The sequence below is a fragment of the Arcobacter sp. L genome (assembly GCF_000284235.1).
Classification (GTDB): Bacteria; Campylobacterota; Campylobacteria; order Campylobacterales; family Arcobacteraceae; genus Aliarcobacter; species Aliarcobacter defluvii.
In genome coordinates this window covers 1,424,191-1,448,346 of record NC_017192.1, presented here as the reverse complement: position 1 = coordinate 1,448,346, position 24,156 = coordinate 1,424,191, and the positions used below count along the sequence as shown (strand labels likewise).

22 protein-coding genes and 2 pseudogenes are annotated in these 24,156 nt (G+C 25.7%); 15 read left to right on the top strand and 9 right to left on the bottom strand.

From position 1 onward, the window contains the following. Nucleotides 1–8: 8 nt before the first annotated feature. Nucleotides 9–149: pseudogene (locus ABLL_RS07230) on the bottom strand (dihydroorotase); the annotation flags it as partial. A 270-nt stretch (nt 150–419) separates the two neighbouring features. On the opposite strand from ABLL_RS07230, the gene ABLL_RS07225 reads away from it, so the two are divergent. The 7 genes and pseudogenes from ABLL_RS07225 to ABLL_RS15055 all read left to right on the top strand — a co-directional run bounded on the left by ABLL_RS07225 (nt 420) and on the right by ABLL_RS15055 (nt 3,899). Continuing rightward, nucleotides 420–635, top strand: coding sequence for a hypothetical protein (locus ABLL_RS07225; protein WP_041654758.1), 216 nt, complete (start codon nt 420–422; stop codon nt 633–635). A 67-nt stretch (nt 636–702) separates the two neighbouring features. After that, complete coding sequence (locus tag ABLL_RS07220) at nt 703–978, top strand: double-stranded DNA repair protein Rad50 (RefSeq protein ID WP_014474133.1); 276 nt, start codon at nt 703–705, stop codon at nt 976–978. A gap of 21 nt (nt 979–999) precedes the next feature. Next, complete coding sequence (locus tag ABLL_RS07215; protein WP_014474132.1) at nt 1,000–1,665, top strand: DUF1826 domain-containing protein; 666 nt, start codon at nt 1,000–1,002, stop codon at nt 1,663–1,665. 96 nt (nt 1,666–1,761) lie between these two features. Beyond that, entirely contained in the window at nt 1,762–1,920 is a 159-nt protein-coding gene (locus ABLL_RS15255; protein WP_014474131.1) for a recombinase family protein, read from the top strand. Continuing rightward, nucleotides 1,921–2,622, top strand: a pseudogene (gene map, locus ABLL_RS07210) (type I methionyl aminopeptidase); the annotation flags it as partial. Between the two features lie 241 nt (nt 2,623–2,863). Further along, entirely contained in the window at nt 2,864–3,619 is a 756-nt protein-coding gene (locus ABLL_RS07205; RefSeq protein ID WP_014474129.1) for an acyl-[acyl-carrier-protein] thioesterase, read from the top strand. Between the two features lie 106 nt (nt 3,620–3,725). Next, nucleotides 3,726–3,899: a hypothetical protein gene (locus tag ABLL_RS15055; RefSeq protein ID WP_158310007.1), complete on the top strand. Its 174-nt coding sequence runs from the start codon at nt 3,726–3,728 to the stop codon at nt 3,897–3,899. Here the strand turns inward: ABLL_RS15055 and ABLL_RS07200 are convergent. The 7 genes from ABLL_RS07200 to ABLL_RS07170 all read right to left on the bottom strand — a co-directional run bounded on the left by ABLL_RS07200 (nt 3,860) and on the right by ABLL_RS07170 (nt 9,612). Next, entirely contained in the window at nt 3,860–4,294 is a 435-nt protein-coding gene (locus tag ABLL_RS07200; RefSeq protein WP_014474128.1) for a hypothetical protein, read from the bottom strand. The genes ABLL_RS15055 and ABLL_RS07200 overlap by 40 nt on opposite strands. A 73-nt stretch (nt 4,295–4,367) precedes the next feature. Continuing rightward, on the bottom strand, nt 4,368–5,048 hold the full coding sequence (locus ABLL_RS07195; protein ID WP_014474127.1) for a response regulator: 681 nt from the start codon (nt 5,046–5,048) through the stop codon (nt 4,368–4,370). Nucleotides 5,049–5,111: 63 nt separating this feature from the next. Further along, complete coding sequence (locus ABLL_RS07190; protein ID WP_014474126.1) at nt 5,112–5,873, bottom strand: hypothetical protein; 762 nt, start codon at nt 5,871–5,873, stop codon at nt 5,112–5,114. A 70-nt stretch (nt 5,874–5,943) separates the two neighbouring features. Beyond that, nucleotides 5,944–6,630 carry a response regulator gene (locus ABLL_RS07185; RefSeq protein ID WP_014474125.1) on the bottom strand — a complete coding sequence of 229 codons (687 nt, stop codon included), beginning with the start codon at nt 6,628–6,630 and terminating at the stop codon, nt 5,944–5,946. Continuing rightward, on the bottom strand, nt 6,623–7,369 hold the full coding sequence (locus ABLL_RS15115; protein WP_014474124.1) for a sensor histidine kinase: 747 nt from the start codon (nt 7,367–7,369) through the stop codon (nt 6,623–6,625). The genes ABLL_RS07185 and ABLL_RS15115 overlap by 8 nt, the downstream gene beginning before the upstream one ends. Continuing rightward, nucleotides 7,332–8,465 carry a 7TM diverse intracellular signaling domain-containing protein gene (locus ABLL_RS15110; protein WP_014474123.1) on the bottom strand — a complete coding sequence of 378 codons (1,134 nt, stop codon included), beginning with the start codon at nt 8,463–8,465 and terminating at the stop codon, nt 7,332–7,334. Before ABLL_RS15110 ends, ABLL_RS15115 begins: the two co-directional genes overlap by 38 nt. A gap of 55 nt (nt 8,466–8,520) precedes the next feature. Continuing rightward, entirely contained in the window at nt 8,521–9,612 is a 1,092-nt protein-coding gene (locus ABLL_RS07170; RefSeq protein ID WP_014474122.1) for a TonB-dependent receptor, read from the bottom strand. A gap of 167 nt (nt 9,613–9,779) precedes the next feature. Here ABLL_RS07170 and ABLL_RS07165 point away from each other — a divergent pair, with 167 nt between their 5' ends. From ABLL_RS07165 to ABLL_RS07145, 5 genes are all read left to right on the top strand, one after another. Then, nucleotides 9,780–11,687 (top strand): GGDEF domain-containing protein, encoded by a 1,908-nt coding sequence (locus ABLL_RS07165; RefSeq protein WP_014474121.1) that lies wholly within the window; start codon nt 9,780–9,782, stop codon nt 11,685–11,687. Nucleotides 11,688–11,779: 92 nt separating this feature from the next. Beyond that, complete coding sequence (locus ABLL_RS07160) at nt 11,780–12,430, top strand: UPF0323 family lipoprotein (RefSeq protein WP_014474120.1); 651 nt, start codon at nt 11,780–11,782, stop codon at nt 12,428–12,430. Nucleotides 12,431–12,433: 3 nt separating this feature from the next. After that, entirely contained in the window at nt 12,434–13,612 is a 1,179-nt protein-coding gene (locus ABLL_RS07155) for a glutathionylspermidine synthase family protein (RefSeq protein WP_014474119.1), read from the top strand. Nucleotides 13,613–13,900: 288 nt separating this feature from the next. Next, entirely contained in the window at nt 13,901–15,181 is a 1,281-nt protein-coding gene (locus ABLL_RS07150; RefSeq protein ID WP_014474118.1) for a nitrate/nitrite transporter, read from the top strand. Nucleotides 15,182–15,258: 77 nt separating this feature from the next. Continuing rightward, nucleotides 15,259–16,890, top strand: a complete 1,632-nt coding sequence (locus ABLL_RS07145) for a bifunctional protein-serine/threonine kinase/phosphatase (RefSeq protein ID WP_014474117.1) — start codon at nt 15,259–15,261, stop codon at nt 16,888–16,890. Here ABLL_RS07145 and ABLL_RS07140 read toward each other — a convergent pair. Then, a complete protein-coding gene (locus ABLL_RS07140; protein ID WP_014474116.1) occupies nt 16,887–18,857 on the bottom strand; it encodes an EAL domain-containing protein in 1,971 nt (656 codons plus the stop codon). The genes ABLL_RS07145 and ABLL_RS07140 overlap by 4 nt on opposite strands. A 202-nt stretch (nt 18,858–19,059) precedes the next feature. On the opposite strand from ABLL_RS07140, the gene ABLL_RS07135 reads away from it, so the two are divergent. From ABLL_RS07135 to ABLL_RS14900, 3 genes are all read left to right on the top strand, one after another. Then, nucleotides 19,060–21,048 (top strand): molybdopterin oxidoreductase family protein, encoded by a 1,989-nt coding sequence (locus tag ABLL_RS07135; protein WP_014474115.1) that lies wholly within the window; start codon nt 19,060–19,062, stop codon nt 21,046–21,048. A 365-nt stretch (nt 21,049–21,413) separates the two neighbouring features. Beyond that, nucleotides 21,414–23,876 carry a nitrite reductase large subunit NirB gene (gene nirB, locus ABLL_RS07130; protein ID WP_014474114.1) on the top strand — a complete coding sequence of 821 codons (2,463 nt, stop codon included), beginning with the start codon at nt 21,414–21,416 and terminating at the stop codon, nt 23,874–23,876. A 1-nt stretch (nt 23,877) separates the two neighbouring features. After that, on the top strand, nt 23,878–24,027 hold the full coding sequence (locus ABLL_RS14900; protein WP_014474113.1) for a Rieske 2Fe-2S domain-containing protein: 150 nt from the start codon (nt 23,878–23,880) through the stop codon (nt 24,025–24,027). Nucleotides 24,028–24,156: the final 129 nt, after the last annotated feature.

The following is a 24,156-nucleotide window of genomic DNA, read 5'->3' as shown; positions in this document are numbered from 1 at the left end:
CAACCTGCAGTAATTGGAGGAAGAAGATTTGGCATAATAAGTGCACCTGCAAAACTTTTTGGAGTCAAAGATGCTACAAGTTTTAGCATATCATCATCTCTTAAATGAAGATGCATGTCTAAATCAGAGTTTATAATAGATTTTTCCATAGCAAATGTTCCTTTTTTATTTGAAGCATCCTAACTAAAGAGTTTAAAAATGCAACTAAGTTGCATTTAAATCTTATTTGATAATATTTCAGACTTGCAATTAATTTGCAAAATTTAAAAAGAGTGATTTATGAAAAGTTTTATAATTTTATTTTTTGTTTCAACTATAACTTTATTTGCCCATCCTTATACATTCATCGATATTTTTCCTAAATTTATAATAAAGAAAATAGGATAACTTCAATATCTATGGTGTGAAAATTTGATGAAATGACATCAGAACTTCTAATTATGGAATTTGATGAAAATTGCAATGGTAAAATCGATGAAAAAGAACAGAAATATATAAAAGAAAACTATTTCCAGATGGTTACAATACAAATTTTTCAACCATTTTTAAAAAGAATATTTATATTTTCTACTTTGGAACAAAGAGATATAGAGATTAAGAACTTTACAAAAGACATAATTGGAATCATGAACTAGTTAAAAAGAAAATTGAGGAAGAATCAATTAAATTTGGCTATGAAAACAAGTAAAAATGAGGAAATAAGTGAAAAATATAAAAGTAGAATTAGAAAGTATAATATTTAATGTGATGCTACCAGAATCACAAGCTTTTTTAGATGAATTAAATGAAGAAATAGAAAAAGGAAATGAAGAAGAAGAGATTATTGAAGCAAAAAAAGATATTGCATCTTTTATTGAGGAATTAAATCAAGTTTTAAAACTGATTGAAGAAAAGAGACTATCAAATAAAGATGCAAAAGATATCTATAAAAAAATTAGAAATATGCTTGATGAACATGAAGACGAACATGAACATTAATGAATATTAAAGGAAAAAATGATGATGAATAAAAAAAATCTTAATATTGCTAGTGAATGGAGTCAAGAAGGATATATGTTCCGACATATGTCTCAGGATAAACAACCAACGGTTTTGAGCGATATCTATAAAGAAGAGATTAATATAGCCATTTGGCGACGAGAAAAACAATTTTCAGTAAAAGAATTTTTAGCGTTGAATCCTACATTTCAAAAGGAAATGATTTTAACGCCACAAGATGCACTTTCACGTATTAGCGAATCTTTTGATAATAATATGACTGAAGTTAGCGAAGATATTGCTCTGCTTGTGGATATGTTTTGTTATTTGTTTGAACTTAAACAAGTAGGCATGCGTTTGAAAGTTTTAGATCGAGCGATGTGCCCTAAGTTTCATGTGGACAAAGTTCCTTGCCGTCTTGTGACAACCTATCAAGGTATAGCTACAGAATGGCTACCACATGAGCTGGTTGATCAAACAAAACTGGGATGGGGTTGTAACGGCTTGCCTGATAGTGAATCAGGTCTTTACCAAAGTGAAATTGATATCCAACAACTAGATTGTGGCGATGTTGCATTAATAAAAGGTACGCTTTGGGAAGGCAATGAAAATGCAGGCTTAGTCCACCGTTCACCAGGATTAATAGCCAATGAAAAGCGTTTAATATTAACTTTAGATTTTATGTAGCTAAATGTTCTGGCTTGTCTTATGAAGCTAACAATCATATCATATTCATTCGGGAACAGTAATGTGAGGCCTTAAGTTCAATACAAAGGATTTATTATGAATGTAGGTTATGCAAGAGTTTCAACTTCAAGCCAAAATCTTGAGAATCAAATTGATCAACTCAAGAATTCAGGCTGTGAAAAGATTTTCTCAGAAAAAAGATCAGTAAAAACTGTACCAGAAGTAAGTGAAGAGGTAACATTATTTCAGACATAGAATTTAAAAGTATCTAAGTTAAAATACCAAGTTCAACAACTTGTTAAATCTGATATGACATTAAAAGAAGTTGATATTATGGCAGAGAAATGTATAGTAAAGTTAGGTGCCCGTCCTTCTTTTAAAGGATTATATGGATTTTCTGGTGCTATTTGTTTATCCTTAAATGAAGTTATCATTCATGGTTTGCCTTCAGACATTGTATTAAAAAATGGAAATATTTTAGGTCTTGACATTGCTACTGAGGTTGATGGATGGTATGGTGATGCTGCTATTACAATGCCAATTGAAAAGAAGATGATACATTAATTGCTTGTGCAAAAGATTCATTATATCATGTAATCAGTATAATAAAGGTAGGTATGAGATTTAAAGAGTTATCATATGAAATAGAGAAATTTATTGTTAATAGAGAATATCTCAACCTTTAGTTAAATTTTGTGGTCATGGAATTGGGATAAAAACACATGGAGAAGCAAAAATTCCAAATTATTTAGAAAATGGAACTCCTAAATCTGGATTCAAAATAAAAGGTGGAATGGTATTTTGTATTGAGCCTATGATATATCAAAAAGATAAAGAACCAGCTATCTTAAAAAACGGTTGAATGTAGTGTCTGCTGATGGATTAAAAGGAAGTCATTATGAGCATACAATTGCTATAATCAATGGGAAAGCTGTGATATTAAGTATCTCGGAGTAGTTTCAATAAAAGTAATATTAACATTAAATTTGTGTTCACTTTTGGTATTCATATTTTTAAGTTCAAACAGCCAGATTTGCATTCTCTAGTTTATTGAACAATAAAGAGATTTTAGAAAAAGCACTCCAAGATTCTATCGAAAAATCTATAAATGAATTAATTTTAAATATAAAGAAAAGCAACTTGTAAATTATGCAGTTATATTTAGACTTCAAAACTGCAGAATAATAAAGGAATTAAAATGGAAAACTATTTTGAAAAAGAGTTTAAGCTACGATATTTTGAAATGGATAACACAGGAAAAGCTTCTCCTATAACTATGATGACATTGCTGCAAGAAACTGCAGCAGATCACTGTGCTTTTGCTGGTCATAGCTTATTGTCTCTTATGTCACAAAATCTAGGATGGGTATTACTTTCTGGAATGATGGAAATAGACAGATATCCTGAGTACAATGAAAAGATTATTATACGAACATGGCTTTCAAAATATAAATCTATCAGAGGGACAAGAGAAAACATTATTTATGATGAACATTACAATATTATAGGGAAAGCCAAAGGGTTATGGCTTTTTTTTGATATCGAAAAACGAAGACCTAAAAAAATTCCAAATTATTTTAGAGAAAATTGGTTGTCTTGCGAGGAAACATCTTTAGATTATGATATATCAAGTACAATGCAGAGCATTAAATCTCCTCAATATCTCAATAAGTTTATTGTTAATCGCTATGATACTGACACAAATAAGCATGTAAATAATATAAGTTATTTTCATTGGCTTCTAGAATCAATACCCAAAGAGATTATAGATAACTATTATTTACACTCTATTGATGGGCGTTTTTTATCAGAGTCACAGTATGGGGATAGTATTGTTTCTTATACAAATAAAGTTGATGGTGAAAACTCTTTTATACATGAGATTTATATAGAAGGGAATAATAATCCTTGTGCTACTGCAAAAACAATATGGAAAGCAATGAAAAGTAAATAGAATTTTCTACTTTTTCTTTTTTATCAAATTTTTTAATTTAAATTCTTTTTAAATTAAATTTCAACTATAATTTTATATAAATATTAAAATTGATAAAAGTTTAATCATGAAAAAAATAACAAAACTCTGTGGAGCAAAAAAAACTTATATTATTTTACCTTTAGATGAGAAAATCACATCTAATCAAATTTATTTTTGTAATAAATGTAAAAAGACAACAAAAGAAAAAAATCTTCTTTGTTATCCTGAAATCAAAGATGTTAAAGATTCATTTTCATAATCAAATTCATCTTCAAAAAGGTCATTCATACAAAAAGTATATTTATATAAAGCATAATACCAAGGTAAAAGTAAAATAGCAAATAATAAATAATTACTATTTTGAGTAAAAAAATAATTAAATTCTAAAAAAATATATCCTAATGAATCAACCATTATTATAAAAAATAAGAAAATCCAAACATACTTTGAAAAATATCTTTTTTTATAAACATATCCCCTAATACTTAACATTGAAATAAGTGCAATTATTAGAAAAAATACATCATACATTCTTGAAAAAATATTTCCAAAAAAAACTTTTTCTTCATGTAAAACTACAAAACCTACTATTGTAATAAAACTAATTATCACAAACCAGAAATAAGCTTTCCAAAAATTAGTAATTATATTCATAAATGTTCCCTTTTATCTACTTAAAAAAATTTTATCTAAAACGTGTCACATATCCCGTCACAAAATTATAAAATTAACAAATTCTACAACCAACATAAGGAATCGTCTCTACAAATTTGTACTCAAGCTTTGTTCTAAGTCTATAAATAAGTGTTCTTAATGTACTACTTGATATGCTATTTTCTCCCCAAATTAAACTTTCTAAATCTTTAATTGTAACTATTTGTCCTCTTGATTCTAATAGTATTTTTAAAAGTAGAACTTCTTTTGATCCAAGATTTATAGGTAAAGATTTGAAATACAATCTATCTTCTTTTTTATTGAAATAGTAATTCTCACCTATCAATAAAAGATTTTCATCATAAAAAATATCTTCAATTTCTTCATTTTTATATAAACCCAACATTATATTTGATTTTAATTCATCTCTTTTAAATGGTTTTATTAAATAACTCACTGGTTTTGTCTGTATTGCTCTATTTATTGTCTCTTCATCAGAAAATGCTGTAAGATAAATAATTGGAATATCTTCAAAAGTTTTTATTTTTTTTGCTGTTTCAATTCCATCTTTACTTTTACCTAAATTCACATCCATTAAAATCAAATCAGGTTTATTTGACAAAACACTATTTATTGCTCCTTGATAATCAAAAGCTGTATTTGTTATCTCATAATCTAACTTTTCCAATGTCCTTTTTATATCAAGTGCAACAATACTTTCATCTTCTACTATGAGAATTTTTTTCTTTTTCATTAGTTCTTCTTTTTACTTTTTATAAATCTTATCATTTTGCTGTCACAGTTTCTGTCACAAAATTTATTCTTCTAAAAAAACTTTTTTAAAAAAATTTGAAGCTTCATTTGGATTATAAGAGATAATTAAAAAAGGAATATCCAAACTTCCATAAGAATCCATTTCTTTATAGATTTCAACTCCTCCTAATTTCTTAAACAGTTTTAAATGCTCTTGTTTTATCCCAGAAAGTGACATATCAATATCATTATTCATAAATATATTGTAAATTCCACACATAAGATATTTAAACTCTAAATTTAATCCTTGACCTCTATTTTTTACAATATTTCTTGAAATCTCACCTATACAATTATATTTTTTTCTCAAATCATCAAAAGAACATTTATTTTCAGAAGGAAGTTTATTTTCTGAATCAAAAATCAGTCTTATAGTTGCTGTTACTTCTTTATTATTTTTATAAAAAATCACAGCAGAATTTTTATCATAAATATCAAAATTCAATCCTTCAATTGTGTCTGGAAATTCATTTTGATAATTAATTTGTGTAAATACATCACTTCTTAATTTAAATACTTCAATTAACTCTTCTGCATTTTTAACTAATGATAAATTTTTATATTTATCTTCCCAAGATAGTTTTTTATTAAAAGAGATAGTATCTTCTAAAACACTTTCTAAAAAAACCCTTTTTTGGAAAATTTCTAAAGCTTGTTTCTGTAGAGATAAAAAAGACTCTGGAAGGTAAGTTTGTTTTTGGTGAATATCAGCCTTGATGATTTCTTGAAGTTGATTTAACGAGATATTTTTGTTTATGTAAGCCATTTTGTTTGTCCTTTTTTTAGGACAAACTTTATTAGATATGCGTCACAATTTGCGTCACAATTTCTTTATTTTATGAACTATTTGAGATTTTGCATCCTATACTTGAAATGGTTTCAATTATTTTATAATTTAATTTTGTTCTTAGTCGATAAATCAGTGTTCTTAATGTACTATCACAAATAGGAGCATCTGGCCAAAGAAAATATTCTATATATTTAAAAGAGACTATTTGCCCTTTTGCTTCAACTAAAAGAGTAAGAAGTTGTTTTTCTTTAATACTTAATTTTATTGGTTTGGTTTTAAAAAAAAGTATTTCATTTTCTAAATCATAAAAATAATCATCTCCTAATTTTTCATAAGAATTATTTTTATTAAAAGTTTGTGTTTTTAATTTATAAAGAGATAAAAGTAGTGTTGATTTTATATCTTCTTTTTTAAATGGTTTTAAGATGTAACCTAAAGGATTAGTTTTTATCGCTCGTTGAATAGTCTCTTCATCACTATAAGCAGTAAGATAAATAACTGGTATAAAATCATTTTTTTGAATCTCTTCAATGATTTCAATTCCGTCTTTACCTTTTCCAAGATTTATATCAGAAAATATTAATTCTGGTCTATTTTCTTTAATACTTTCTATTGCTTTTTCATAATTTGATACACAATTTATCACTATTTGACCAAGATTAGTAAGAATTCTTTTTACATCTAAAGCAACTATTGCTTCATCTTCAATTATTAAGATTTTTACACTATTCATCTTCATCCCATAAAATAGTTGTAGTTACTCCATCTTTTATATCTGTAATTATTTTTCCTTTTAGTTGATTTAAAGCTAAAGTGTTAACTAAAGTTAGACCTAAAGAGAAAGTTGTATTTGTTTTTTCAAACCCTATTCCATCGTCTTTGACAGTTAGTTTCATTTTTTCATCTTTTTCTAAAATAACATAAATATTTCCCTCTTTATTTGGAAAAGCATACTTAAAAGAATTTGTTATTAATTCATTTATTATAAGTCCACAATATATAGCTTGTTCCATTTTTAATTTTGTTTTTATATCGAGATGAATATTTATATAACTATCATAACTATATCTTACCTCTTCAATTAATATTTCAAAATATTCATAAACATCAATATAATTTATATTATCTTGCTTATATAAAAGTTCATGAAGATGTCCCATTGCACTAATTCTATTTTGAATTGTAAGTAAAATATCTTTTAATTTTTCATTTTCAACTTCATCACTTTGAAGTCTTATCAAAGATACAATTGTTTGCATATTGTTTTTAACTCTATGATTTAACTCTTTTAATAATAACTCTTTTTCATCAAGAGCTGTTTTTAAATCTTTTGTTCGTAAATCTACCTCTTTTGATAATCTTTTAGTTTCATTTTTTTGTTGAATTATTAATCTATTATTTGCTTCATTTTTTTCTTTTTGTAAACTTGTAATTCTATTTGCCAAAGCAATTGAAAAAATTATTGCTTCCATTACAAATGAAGTTTCGATTAAATAAGGGAAAAAACTTCTTAATATCAAAAACTCCTGAGCTTGAAAGGAACATAAGCATTCCAGAAGATAAAAATATAAACCAACCAAATAAAATAAAATATGCCTGTTTATTTCTTTTTATTGCTCCATATATTGTTACTATCATTAAAAATAGTAAAAATAACATAGTTAAACTATTTCTATATTTATCATAATCATCTGTAAATATAAAAAATAAAATTGATATTGGAATAACTATCAAAAAGCCATTTAAAATTTTATTCAAAATTGGATATTGATTTGTTTGTAAAAAACTTTTTGTAAATAATCCTAAAGCATACACAGGAAGAGCAACTAAAACAGAGGATAATTCAAGTATATCTAAAAGTATTTTTGAATTAAACATATAAAGCTTAGTAAAACCTACATATACTAAGTGATGAGCAATTAAACCAAAAATATATATTACATAATATAAATAGCTTTTATCTCTTGTAAATAAATATATAAATAAATTATAAATTCCTAGTATAAACATTGCTCCAAAGAATAGAGATAATATTATTTGATGTTTTATCTCTTTTTGATAAAAACTATTCTCATTCCAAAGTTTCAAATCTATAATTAATGTTGTTATATAAGAAGATGCTTTTACAAAATATACTTTTTCTTCATTTGGATTGAGTTCTATTTCAAAAATTGGATTAATTACATATTTGTCTTTATTTTGAGTTAAAAGCCCATCTTTTTGGAAATAATTATTTTTATTTACATCATAAAAATCAACATTTGTTGTCAAAGGATTATTATATTCGAGTATTTTTTTTATAGGTTTATTTAAATCATTTTTTAAAACAATTTTTATCCAAACATCAAAATCGGGAGAATATCCAAATGATAAAATCTCTTTATTATTTTTTTCAAATTTTACATTTTGTTTTATTATATCTTCAATAGTTAAATTTCTATTTTTATCAATATAAATTTCACTATTTGGAAGTATCTCGATAGATTTCGTTTGTTCATTTATATTTATTATATTTGCATAAAGATTTATTGAAACTAATAAAAGAAAAATTATTTTTAAATAAGACATAAATTTAATCCATAACTATTTTATTTATTATACAAAATAGTAGATAAGTAAGTTATCAAAATGGCATTGACATGTTCATCATAAAACTTGTCGAATCACCTTTTGTATCAGAATATAAATAATAATCTTTATTTAAAATATTTTTAATACTCAAATCAATTTTTGCATCTTCATCAATAAATTTAGTGTAAAAACTAGCTCCTAAACTTCCAATAGTATAACTACCTAATTTTTGACTATTGATATTATCTATATATCTACTTCCTACATAAGAAACTTTACTTATAAATTTTATATCTTTATATAAATATTCAGTTTTTAAATCAAACTCTTTTTGTGGCGTATATAAAGGAACATTTCCCTTATAATCCTCTATATTACTATTTAAAATCTCAATATTTGAAAATTTTGCACTAGATGTAAGTTTTAGATTTTCTGTTAAGTCTTTTGATAAAGCTATTTCTAAACCTCTATATAATTCTTGAGTATTTTGTAAATAATCTTCACTATCTTCACTTCTTGATAAATATCTATTATCTTTAAATATTTGATACACAGAAGTATCCAATGTAACAAAATCTAAATCTGAAGTAATACTAAACTTAAGTTTTTTGTTGTCTGTATTTTTAGAACTTTGATTTATAAATTTATCATAATCTATATTTGTATTTAAATTTTCAAAACTAATACTTGATGTTATTATAGAATTTGGTTTAAAATATAATCCAACTGAAGATTCTTCTTTTGTGCTTTTTTTCAAATACGCAACTCCACCTGAAGACTCCATAATACTTCTTAATGAATCTTTATAATTCATATCAAAATTTAACCACATATAATCATATAAATAAATACTACTACTAAATATTAGATTATAACTATCTTCATTGTAAAAATTTTCTGTATGGTAATTTATATAATCGCTATTTTCATAACCTGATTTTGCTAATTTGTATTTAAGAGCATAATCATAATTTTCTTCTTTTTTTGCCATTTTAAATTCAGCATTTTCGTCATCTAAATCTACTAACTTAAAATTATTTGCAATTAATTTGCTATAAGTATTTATATAATTTGTTTCAAATGCTTGAAGATTAACAATAAATAGTGATAAAATTAATATTATATATAGTTTTATTCTTAACATTTCATCATCTTACTTAAATTAATATTAAAATATAATTGAATTTTAATATTTACTATTTTTTATTATTTTAAAGTTCTTTATATTAATTCTTTTATTTAAGTTACTTAAAGTAAAAAAAATCTTATTATTTGATATTATCGTGTTTATATCTTGAAAAAAGGATATTTATGAGAAGTTTATTTATTTTATTTATTTTAATTACTTTTTCGTTCTCAAATGAAAAAAAAGATATAACATTACAATTAAATTGGTTAAATCAATTCCAATTTGCAGGTTATTATGTTGCAAAAGAAAAAGGTTTTTATAAAGATGTTGGATTAAATGTAACAATAAATGAATTAAAAGATAAACAAGAATTAACAAATATTATAAAAGATGGAAAAGTTGATTTTGCAATTGGACGTTCTTCTTTACTTATAAATAAAATAAATGGTGATGATATTGTAATTCTTGGGGCAATATTTCAACATTCTCCTTTGATGTTACTTACAACTAATGAAGAAATAAAAACAATAAAAGATATAAAAAATAAAACTGTCATGATTACACCTGATGCTGAATTTACAGCTTCAATCACTGCTATGTTAAATTCAAATGATATAGATAGAAAAGATTTAAAAATTTTCAAGCACTCTTTTAATGTAGATGATTTAATAAATAAAAAAGTTGATTTAATGTCTTGTTATATTTCAAATGAACCTATTATACTTCAAGAAAAAGGAATAAAATATAAGATTTTTCATCCAAAAGATTATGGATTTGATTTTTATAGTGATATTTTATTTACTTCATCAAAATTTATAAAAGAAAATCCACTAACTACAAAAAGTTTTTATGAAGCAACTTTAAAAGGTTGGGAATATGCTTTCAAAAATAAGACTGAAGCAGCAGAAATAATATATAAAAAATACAATACTCAAAATAAATCTCTTATCAATCTTATAAAAGAAGCTGAAATACTTGAGAGTTTAGTCATTGATAAAGATAATAGACAAATAGGTTATTTAGATAAAAATAAACTTGAAAAAATATTTGAAGTTTTTAAAGTATTAGGATTAACAAATGGAAAAATAAATTTAGATAATTTTATTTATACTAATAATCATCATAAGAAAATCATTTTTGAAATTGCATATGAACAAAAAAATATGTTTATAATGCTAATTATATTTATAAGCATTATTTTTGTATTAACTATATTTTTCCTAAGTCGGATTCATACTAAAAAGAAATTATTGGATGCTGTTATAAATACAAGTGATGATTTAATTTATTATAAAGATCAAAGATTAAAATATATTGGTTGTAATGATGCTTTTAAAAGATTTGCAAATAAATCTGAAAATGAAATCTTAGGAAAAGATGATTTTGATATATTTGAAAATAAATTTGCAAAAATTTTTAGAGATAATGATCTAAAAGTTTTAAGAACAAATAAAATGTCAATAGATGAAGAATGGTTAGAATTTGATAATAAATTATTGCTTTTCCAATCAAAAAAAAGACCTTTAAAATATAGTGAAACAAAAATAGGAATTTTAGGTGTAAGTAGAGATATTACAAGTCTTTATGAAATTCAAAAAAAACTTGAAGAGCAAGCAACAGTTGATGAATTAACTAAAGTTTATAATAGAAAATCTTTTAACGAAAGACTAAAAGAGAAAATAGAAATGTTTAGAAGATATGAAAGTAATTTTTGTTTGGCTTTAGTTGATATTGATGATTTTAAAAAAGTAAATGATAATTTTGGTCATGATGTAGGAGATGAAGTTCTTATAAAAGTTTGTGGAATTGCAAAAGAAAATATTCGAAATACTGATTTAATATTTAGAATTGGTGGAGAAGAATTTGTGATTTTATATCCTAAAACTTTAATTGATGAAGCTTTTTTATCTATTGAAAAAATAACTCACATAATAAAAAATGAAAATATAATAAAAAACCATCAAATTACCTTAAGTGTTGGATTAACACAAATGAAAGAAAATGATGATGAAGCTTCTATATTCAAAAGAATTGATGATTTAATGTATATTTCTAAAAAAACAGGAAAAGATAAAATTACAGTTGATTAACCAAACTTAGCTAAAATCTTTCTTCATCTAATTTATAGAAACTTTTATGTATTATTAAAATTAATACATACAATATGGAAGGATTATTAGTTTTGAAAAAAAGAAATTATATTAAAAAAATATCAGATTATGCAATAGTTGGTGGTTTGGGTGCGTTTTTAGTTATTGGACTTACAGGTTGTGATGATAAAGGAAGCAATAACCAAAATCAAGGTCAAAATGATGCTTTTACAAATGCAAGTCAAAAACAAGGTGCTTTTGTAATTATTGAACAATCTGCTGATGGAAAATATAAAATTGCAGATGAATTTCCTGCTTCAAAAACTACTATTGTTTTAAGAAATCCTGATGGAACTGAAAGAATTTTGACTCAAGAAGAAATAGATAAACTTGTAAGAGAAGAAGAAGCAAAGATTGATGCAGGAACTTCTGCACTTACTAATCCAAATGCTGAAGTAAGTAATGGTGGAATGGGACTTGGTGGAGTTTTACTGTCTTCAATTGCAGGTGCAATGATTGGTTCTTGGCTTGGAAATAAATTATTCAATAATCAAAATTATCAAAATCAAAGACAAACACAATATAAATCACCTCAAACTTATAGTAAATCTCAAAGTTCTTTTTCAAAAAGCCCATCAACGGGAACTAATACAAATAGTTCAACTAAAAAAACTGGATTTTTTGGGAATACAAGTAATTCTAATACAACTAAATCTTCTGGTTCATCAGTATTTGGAGGTTAAAAAATGGAATTAAAAAAATTAACTCCTTTGAGTGATGAATATTTAGAATCAATTGGTTTTGTTTGGCATACAGATAGCGATAATTCATCTTATGTAAGTGATGAAATAGTTGTTATAAATGAAGAAGAAGCAAATGCTTATTATGAAGCTTGTAATGAATTATACGATATGTTTATAGAAGCAGGAGAGTATGTAATTGAAAACAATTTATTTCATGAATTAAATATTCCTTTTAATCTTGTAGAAATCATAAAAGAATCTTGGGAAAGTAATGTTCACTGGCATTTATACTCAAGATTTGACTTAGCTGGTGGAATAGATGGACAACCTATAAAACTGATTGAATTTAATGCTGATACACCAACTTCACTCTTTGAAACAGCTATCATTCAATGGGCAATGTTAAAAGCTAATGGTTTAGATGAGATGAGTCAATTTAATGGTTTATATGAAGCTTTAAAAGATAATTTTAAAAGAATAATTACTTTAGATACAGATATTGAAAAATTTGAAGAATATTACTCAACACTTGGTTGGAAAATACTATTTTCTTCAATTTCAAGTTCAACAGAAGATATAAATACTACAAAACTATTACAACATATTGCTAGTGAAGCTGGATTTAATACTGATTTTGAATTTATTGAAAATGTACAATTTAGTGATGATGGAATATTTAAAAATGATGAACTTTTTGAATTTTGGTTTAAATTAATTCCTTGGGAAAATATAGGAATCGAAGAGAGTGAATTAGCCCTACTTTTAACTGAAATTATAAAAGAAAAAAAAGCTATTATTTTTAATCCTGCATATACTTTGATGTTTCAATCAAAAGGATTTATGAAAATTTTATGGGATTTATATCCAAATCATCCTCTACTTTTAGAAACCTCTTTTGAACCATTAGTCGATAAAAAACAAGTTGAAAAAAGATGTTTTGGAAGAGAAGGTGCAAATACTAAAATCATCAATTCAGATGGAACTATCGATGAGCAAACAAGTGGAGAATACGCTGGTCATAAACCAATCTATCAAGAATTTGTAGAATTTCCAAAAGATTCAAATGGAAATTATTATCAAGCAGGAGTATTTTTTGCTTATGAAGCTTGTGGTTTAGGATTTAGACGTGGTGGAAAAATTTTAAATAATATGTCAAAATTTGTTGGACATATAATCCAATAATCTCTTTAAACTGGTCTTTTAGACCAGTTCTTAAAAAATACTTTTAATCAAACTAATTTATATGCTTGTATCATTTTTACTATATAATTATTGTATTTTAGAAATATTTTATTAAACTTAATTTTACATAAATTTTTATATTTTTTAGATATATAAAAATCTAAATTAAATAAAATTAACTTATTAAAACATTAATTTTTATATTTTTAAGCATATTTGAATATTTTTTATACAATAAAATCAATTATTTATTTTCCAATTAATTTATAATTCTTTATAGGAGACAAAATGTCATTAAAAGAATTAAAAGGACAAGGACACTGGCCAACAGTTTTAGCAGCTTTTCTTTACTTTGATTTTAGTTTTATGGTTTGGACAATGTTAGGTCCTTTAGCTACAGAAATTAGTGAATCATTAAAAATCACTCAAAACTTTGTAATGAATGCTGACCAAAAAGCAACATTATTAGCAATTCCTGTATTAGGTGGAGCAATATTAAGAGTACTTCTAGGATTTTTAGTTGATAAAATTGGTGCTAAAAAAACAGCTTTGATGTCGCAATTTGTTGTTGTTTGTGGTCTTTTTTATGCTTATTTTAAAGGTGAACAAATAACTTATAATGAGTTATTAATAGTTGCTTTTGTTTTAGGATTTGCTGGTGGTTCTTTTGCTGTAGCGCTTCCACAAGCAGGACAATGGTATCCTCCAAAACTTCAAGGTGTTGTTCTTGGACTTGCAGGTGCTGGAAACATTGGTGTTGTTATTGACTTTATTTTTGCTCCTAAAATCGCAGAAATTTGGGGTTGGCAATCAGTATTTTTAGTAGGTGCTATTTTATCAACTTTTATATTCTTTGTTTATTTGTTTATGGCAAAAGATGCACCTGAAACTGTTTATAAAGCTAATCCAAAAAAATTAAAAGATTATGGAAAACTATTAAAAGACAAAGATACTTGGTGGTTTTGTCTGTTTTATGCAGTTAGTTTTGGTGGATTTGTTGGTTTTGCAAACTATATGAAAGTATATTTATTAAATACATATAAACCTGAAATGACTGAATTTGGTTTAGGTTTCTTAAGTGAAGCAAATGTATTAGTTGTCGCTGGTTATTTTGGAGCATTATGTATTTTTGCAGGTGCAGTTTTAAGACCAGTTGGTGGAGCAATTGCTGATAAATTAGGTGGAGTAAAATCTTTATACTTCTTTTATGGAATAGTTTCTTTACTTGCAATTATAAACGCAACATTTAATTTACCTTTTGGTTTAGCTATATTAGTATTATTTTTAATCATGGCTAATCTTGGTATGGCAAATGGTGCAGTATTCCAATTAGTACCTCAAAGATTTGGTAAAGATATTGGTATTATGACTGGAATTGTTGGATGTGCTGGTGGTCTTGGAGGAACAGCTTTAATTAAAACTTTAGGATGGTCTCAAAGTACATTTGAAGGTTATACAGCTGGATTCTTTATCTTTGCAACTGTAGTTTTAGTTGCTATTTCTGGAATCTCTTTAGTAAAAACAAGATGGAGAACAACTTGGGGAGCAAGTTCTGAAGGAAGAATATAAAAAGAGAAAATCCTCTTTTTATATTTAATTTAGGATTTTGATAAAATTTTAAATTATATATATCAAAGGTAATTTTAATGAGTAAAGAAAACATCAAATCTTCAGGTTTTTCACTTGCTAAAGGTAAAGAATTAACTGGTGATGACTTTTATGAGATTAAACAATTTGAAGATTTTACGATAGCTGTACTTTGTGATGGAGTTGGAAGTGCAGTTGAAGGTGCAAATGCAGCTAAAAAAGTTACTAATCATATTATCAATAACTTTAAAAACCTACCAAGTGTTTGGAGTTTCGAAAAAGCTATAAAAGAATTTTTAACTTCGATTAACTCTATTCTTTATGCAAAATCTATTCAAGAATATGAAAGACCTGAATATGTAACAACTGTAACTGTTGTAGTAATCAAAGGAAATAGACTTTATGGTGCAAATGTTGGAGATAGTAGAATTTATCTTTTAAGAGATAATAAATTATCACAACTATCAATTGATCATAACGAAGAGGGAATGGATAATGTTTTATCAAATGCAATTGGTATAGATAAAAATGTAGATATTTACTATTTTGAAAATAACATCCAAAAAGATGACAAAATTTTAATGTGTAGTGATGGTTTATACAACCTAATGAGTAGTGATACTCTTAGTAAACATCTAGTAAATGGAGCTTATCATATCGTTAAAAAAGCTAGTTCTTTAGTTGAAGATAATCTTTCTGATGATACAACAGCTGTTGTATTAGAAATTTTAGAAAATGATTATAGAGAAATATTAAAAAACTTAGATTTAAAAATTCCAGAAAAATTAAATAAAGGTGATATTATCGATGGTTATGAATTAGTTCAATCATTGATTAGAAATGATAGAACTTGGATTTGTAAAAAAAATGAGCAAGAATATGTAATCAAATTTGCCCCACTTGAAGCAATAGACAATGAAACTATTTTAGATTTATATGTAAAAGAAGCTTGGAATGCAAAGAGATTAAAAGCTGGTTTTTTTCCAAAATCATTTATTCCAAAATATAGAACAGCAAGATATTATCTTATGACAAAACTTGATGGGGTAAATCTAAAACAATATCTAAAAAAAAGACAACTTACTATTGATGATGCGATAAATCTTACAAAAACCTTGATAACGATGGAAGAGTATTTATTAAAATACAATTTAGTTCATGGAGATGTAAAACCTGAAAATATTATTGTAATTCAAAGGGATGATAAAAGAATATTTAAAATCATTGATTTTGGTTCAATCACTGAAATCTTTTCTATTACAAGTAAAGCTGGAACGCCTTCATATCTTGCCCCTGAAAGATTTAAAGAGAGCACTATAAATGAAAAAACAGAGATTTTTTCTATAGGAGTTACAATTTATCAAGCTTTAACAGGTAGTTATCCTTATGGAGAAATTGAACCTTTTCAAAATCCATCTTTTTCAAAGCCAAAAAATCCAAAATCTTTAAACTCAAAAATTCCAGATTGGCTAAATAGTATAATATTAAGAGCAATTAGTGTTGATGAAAATAGAAGATATGAGAACTATTCATATATGAAATACGAACTTGAAAATCCAACAAAAGTAAAACCTTTTTTTGATAAAAAGGCTCCTTTTCTTGAAAAATCACCTGAAAAGTTCTATAAAATTGGATTTTATTTACTTTTGATTTTGAATTTTATTTTATTTTTACAAATCTCATCAAATTAAAAATTCATATTCTCAGGTTTTCCAAAATAGTAACCTTGAGAATAATCAACACCTAATTCATCAAGGATATTAAAAATCTCTTCATTTTCTACAAATTCAGCAATAGTAATAATATTTTGTTTTTTTGTAAATGTAACTATTGTTTCAACTATATTTCGACTGTAATTATCATTTGCTATATTTTTTATCAATTTCCCATCTATTTTTAGAATATCAGGATTAAACTCTAATAATCTTTCAAAATTTGAATACCCTGCTCCAAAATCATCAATTGCAATCATAACACCCATACTTTTTACTTTTTTGATAAAAGCTTTAATAACTTGAAAATCTTTAACATTTTCATCTTCTAGTAATTCAAAAATAACTCTATGTCTATCACTTTCATACTCATCTAATAATTGAAAAAGTTTAGTCCTTGTTTCTTCTTTTTCAATATCTAAAGAAGAGAGATTTATAGAAATTTTTGTTGAAATTTGTTTTAGAATTTTAAATGAATTTTCTAAAACTCTATGAGTGATTTTATTGTAATAATTACCTTTTTTTGATATATCTAAAAATTCATGAGGAGACAAAATATTTTGATTTTCATCAATAATTCTAACTAAAGATTCATATTTTTCTATCTTTTTTGTTTTATTATTAATTATTGGTTGAAAATAAGAAATTACATTGTAATTTTCAAGGGCAATTTTTACCATTTTGATTACTTCCATATTTTTTTTAGCTTCTATTTGCTCTTTTATAGAAAAATCATTTGAATATTTAATTATTTCACTTTTTTTAATTGCCTCATCTAAACCATACTTTGAATCTTCATATAAATGTTCTCTTCCAAATGAATAACTAACAATTACATTCAAATCATACTCTATTTCATCAACGATTAAACGTGATTCTTTTACATTTTTTACTAAACTATTTAAATAATCATTTATATTTGTATGAGTTGATAAAAAATCAAAAAACTCGGTCAATAATGCAAATTGACCATTTCCTAAATAATAAATCGTATCAAAAATATAAGAATTAGGTAAATATGTTAATAAATTAAAACCAAATATTTTTTCAATTTTATCAACAATCAACATATTATAAAACTTATCAAGAATATTAAAATCTTCTATTTGTATAAGAATTAAAAGATGCAAACCTTTTTCATTTATTTTCTCAATCAACTGTTTTTTATCACTCATTACAGTATTTACATTACTTCTTATACTTATATACTCAGTAATTTCACCATTTAAGTCAAATATAGGTTTAATTGTTGTTTTTATAAAGTAAGGTTTTCCACTTTTAGAAAGATTTTTTAATACTCCTGTCCAAGGCTCTTTTTTGACTTTTATTGTATTCCACAAATCTTTGAATAACTCTTTTGGATTTTCTGGATGTCGTACAATATTATGACTTTTACCTATTAACTCTGAACTTGTATATTCAGATGATTTACAAAAATTTTCATTTGCAAAGGTAATAATCCCATGTCTATCTGTTTTAGAAACAATTGTATTTTCATCAATAATTGCATCATATTGTTTTTTTAAAAAGAATTTATCTACTTTTATTTTTTCAGTTTCTATAAATTTACTTAAAATAGCTAAAAATTGATTTTCATCTAAAGGTTTAGAAAGATAGCCATTTACTCCACAAGAGATTGCTTTTATAAAAACTTCTTTATCTTCATTATAAGAATAAATTATTGTGATAAGTTTAGGATTTATTTTTTTAACTCTTGTTATTAATGAAAAAACATCCAGCTCTGGAATTTCTGTGTCAGCAATTAATACAGATATTTCACTTTCATTAAATTTTTTAAATACATCAATTTCATTATTTGAAAAAATCATTTTCTTGAATATTTTCTTAAAATAATTTATTGAGTTATCATTTTTATCTATTGATAAATATAATAGTGTTAAGTCTTTTGTAAATCTAAATATTATATCTTTGTCCTGAATATCCATATAATTCCTTAAATAAAAAACATAAATTTATAACACAAAAAAATAAAAAGCAAACTTATATTATAAAGAAATAATTTTTTTAATTAATTTATCTTACAATATAATGTATATTTTTTAAACATATATTCCTTAATATTACATTAATTTTTTGTATAATAATGATTATAAAATATAAAAATTGCAAAAATAAGGATTTTTTACAATGATTAAGTCAGTTTGTGGATATTGTGGTGTTGGTTGTGGATTAGAATTTGAAGAGAATAAATTAGTTGGTGATGTAGTTTATCCAACAAATGAAGGAAAACTTTGTTCAAAAGGTGTTTCTGAACTTATCAGTATTCAAACACCAACAAGACTTTTAAGACCTATTTTTAGGCAAAATATAAATGAAGATTTTAAGACTATATCTTGGGAAAGCGCTATAAATCAAATTGCCACAAGAATTGCTCTTTCAAATAAAGATAAAGTTGGCTTTTATCTTTCAGGTCAACTTTTAACTGAAGATTATTACATTGCAAATAAACTTATGAAAGGTTTTATAGGTTCTAATAATGTTGATACAAATAGTAGAACTTGTATGTCTAGTGCAGTTGTAGCTTATAAAAAATCTTTAGGAATTGATTATGTTCCAGTTCGTATGAATGATGTTCATGATGCAAATTTACTTATTTTAGTTGGAGCAAATACAGCAGAAGCTCATGTTGTATTTCATAATAGAATAAAAACCGCTAAAAAAAACGGCTTAAAAATCATTGTAATTGACCCAAGATTTACAGATACTGCAAAATATGCTGATTTATATTTACCAATTAAACCTGGAAGTGATATTGATTTTTTCAATCTTGTAACAAAAAGAATTATTGATGAAGATTTAATAGATAAAGAGTTTGTAGAAAATCATATAAATAACTTCACCCTACTTCAAAATAAATTTAAAAGATTACCATCTACAAAACTTTTAAAAAGAACTGGTCTTACAAAAGAGCAATTTGAAGAGTTTTGGGAAATGTATAAATCAAATGAAAATATTATAACTGCTTGGACGATGGGAATAAATCAATCCGTTCAAGGTGTTGATAAAAATTTAGCAATTATAAATACACATTTACTAACTGGGAAAATATTTAAAAGAGGAAATGGTCCATTCTCACTTACGGGGCAACCAAATGCGATGGGAGGAAGAGAAGTTGGAGGACTTTCAACTATGCTTGCTGTTCATTTGGGATTTGATAGTGAATCAATCAAAAAAGTAAATCAATTTTGGGGAACAAAAAAAGTTTCAAATAAACCAGGACTTACAGCAACTCAAATGCTTGAAGCTGATCTTGATGTTTTAGTTATTTGTCATACTGACCCAATTTATCATCTTCCAAATAGAAATAAAATGGAAGAGTTAATCAAAAAGATTCCATTAGTTGTGGAGATAAATGCTTATGAAAACTCTGAAACAGCAAAATTTGCACATGTTAGACTCCCTGCTGCTCCTTGGGGAGAAAAAGAAGGAACTCAAACAAATTTAGATAGAACAATCACTAAACAAGAAAAATTAACTCGTGTTTCAATTGATTGTAAAGCTGATTGGGAAATTTTCCAACTTATTGCTCAAAAATTAGGCTATTTAAAAGAGTTTTGTTTTACATCTTCACAAGAGATTTTTGAAGAGTATCAAGAGATGACAAAAATAAATCCTCATTTAAATATTTATGAAACATCATATGAAGAATTAAAAGAAAAACCTTTTGTTTGGGGAGAAAAAATTAGAGAAAATAAAGAGTTTTTTACACCTGATAAAAAAGGAAATCTATTTTTTGTGGAAAACAAAGTTTTAAGTGAAAAAACTTCTTTAGAGTTTCCTTTTATTTTATTAACAGGACGTACGCGTGACCAATGGCATAGTGGAACAAAAACAAATCTTCCAAGAACACTTTTAAAACATAAAGCTTTAAATTTTTGTGAAATAAATAGTAAAAATGCAAAAATTTTAGGTATCAAAGATGGAGATAACATAAGAATCATTTCAAAACGGGGGCAAATTGAATCAGTTGCATTAATCACTGACAATATAAAAATAGATACTATTTTTGTACCTATTAGTAATAGAAAAATAAACTATCTAACAAATGATTTATATGATAGAGAATCTTTACAACCTGACTATAATCATAGTGCAGTTAATATAGAAAAATTATAAATTTATATTGTAATTAACCCAAAATCTTCTAAGCCAAACTTTAAACTGTGTGCAGTTCAATCTCATACGTTTAAAGTTTCCTAAAGTATAAAAGAAAAAATCATCACTCAAATTAGACATATGGTTATAAAAGAGAAACTTTCTCTTTAAATGATTTAAAAAATCAGCAATTATAAAATAGATAAATTAAATTTAATAATTTAATGTAAAAATAAGTTTAAAATAAAATATAAACATTATTAAAATATTTATTTTTATATATTTAATTTAAAATTAAGACTAATGAATAAATTATATACAATTTTTAAAACACAAAATTTTTTCTTTATGGGATAATTCAAATATAAGAATTAAAGGAAAGAAAAGTGAAAAAGAAATTAGTTGTAATTGGAAATGGAATGAGTGGTTTACGAACCATTGAGGATTTACTTGAACTTACAAATGACAAATACGATATAACTATTTATGGTGATGAACCTCATGTTAACTATAATAGAATCATGCTTTCATACATACTTTCAAGTGAAAAAAATTTTGAAGATACTATCATAAATCATCAAACTTGGTATGAACAAAACAATATCACTTTAAATAAAGGCGATAAAGTAATATCTATCAATAAAAATGAAAAAACTATCACAAGTGCTAGTGGTAAAGTTGAATCATATGACAAACTTCTAATTGCTACTGGTTCACTTGCTTTTATTCCTAAAACTACTGGAAGTGATTTAAAAAATGTAATTGCATTTAGAACAAAAGCTGATGTTGATACTATTTTATCAACTATTGACAAATCAAAAACAGCAGTTGTAGTTGGTGGTGGATTACTTGGACTTGAAGCTGCTTATGGAATTGCAAAACATGGAATTAAAACTATTTTAGTTCATAGAAGTAGCTCAATTCTTTCTCAACAACTTGATTCTACTGGTGGAAAACTTTTACAAAAAAATCTTGAATCTTATGGAATAGAGTTTAAACTAAACACTACAGTAACACAAATTGATGGTACAAGTGGGGTTGAAAAAGTAACATTTAGTGATGGAGATGTAGTTGATTCAAATCTTGTAATTTTTGCAACGGGAATTATTCCAAATAAAGAGTTAGCAATAAATGCTTTATTAGAATGTAACAAAGGAATTGTTGTAAATGATTTTTTACAAACAAGTGATGAAAATATTTTTGCTATTGGAGAATGTGTTGAACACTCTGGAAATACTTATGGTTTAGTTGCCCCTTTATATGAACAAGCAAAAGTTTTAGCTAAATATTTAGCTGAAGTTAAAACTGAAGGTTATAATGGCTCAACTCTTTCAACAAGACTTAAAATCTCAGGTGTTGATTTATTTAGTGCAGGTGATTATTTAGGTGATGAGACAACTGAAGATTTGATTTTATTAGATGAAAAAGTTGGTATTTATAAAAAATTAGTAATTTACAATAATAAAATCATTGGTATGGTTTTATATGGTGATACAGCTGATGCTTCATGGTATTTAAAACTATTAAAAGAAGAGACAGATATAAGTGATTTAAGAACTAAAATCCTTTTTGGAAAATCAGCACTTAGTGGTGATGCAGGTCATGGTGGAAATGATGTAAATGCTATGAGTGATGATGAAGAAGTTTGCGGTTGTAATGGAGTTTGTAAAGGTGATATTGTAAGAGCTATAAAAGATAAAGATTTAAAATCACTTTCTGATGTAAAATCTTGTACAAAAGCAGGAGCTTCTTGTGGTTCTTGTAGTGGTTTAGTTGAGCAAATTTTAGTAAATACTTTAGGTGATGAGTATAATGCAATTGAAGAAGGAATTTGTTCTTGTACAACTTTAGGTCATAAAGAGATTAAACTAGCTATTGATAATGGTGAATTTGAAACTGTTTATGATGTATTTAATAAACTTTCATGGAAAACGCACGATGGTTGTGCAAAATGTCGACCAGCAATCAATTATTACTTACTTGTAAAATACAATGATGATAAATACAAAAATGACAAACGAAGTGCTTTAGTAAATGATAGAATGTTTGCAAATATCCAAAAAGATGGAACTTATTCAGTAGTTCCAAGAATTTGGGGAGGATTAACATCTCCAAAAGAGTTAAAAGATATTGCAGAAATTGCAGTTAAATACGATGTTCCAACAGTTAAATTTACTGGTGGTCAACGACTTGATATGCTTGGAGTTAAAAAAGAGCAATTAGAGCCTATGTGGAAAGATTTAAATGATTGTGGATTTGTTTCAGGTCAAGCCTATGCAAAAGGTTTAAGAACTGTTAAAACTTGTGTTGGAAATACATATTGTAGATTTGGAACGCAGGATTCTATGAATATGGGAGTTCTTTTAGAAAAAATCACTTGGGGAAGTTGGACACCACATAAATATAAACTAGCAGTTTCAGGATGTCCAAGAAACTGTGCAGAAGCAACTATCAAAGATTTTGGTGTTGTTGGAGTTGATTCTGGATGGGAAATTCATATAGCTGGAAATGGTGGTATAAAAGTGCGAGTTACAGACCTACTTTGTAAAGTGGAAACTGATGAAGAGTTAATCGAATATACAAAAGCATTTATGCAGTTTTATAGAGAAGATGCCTACTATTTAGAAAGAACTGCTCACTGGGTTGAGCGAGTTGGACTTCAATATGTAAAAGATGTAATTTTAGATAAAGAAAAAAGAGCCTTTTATGCTCTAAGATTTGAAGAATCTCAAAAATCAGCACAAGTTGACCCTTGGGCTAAAGCAATAGAAGATGGATTTACAAAAGAGTTTTCTACAATTGTTATTAATCCAGAAGAATCACATAGTTTTGAAGCAAAGGAGTTTTAACATGGAAAAATGGTACAAAATTGTAAATATAGAAGAGATTCCTTTTATGGGTTCAAGAGTGATAGAAATTGGTGATTTACAAATTGCAATCTTTAAAACTAAAGATAATTCAATCTTTGCAGTAAACAACACTTGTCCTCATAAAGAATGAAAATTAAGTGAAGGATTAGTTCATGAACATATTGTTACTTGTCCACTTCATAACTGGAATATTGATTTAAAAAGTGGTGAAGCTTTAGGAAATGACCATGGTTGTACAAATATCTATGAAACAAAAATT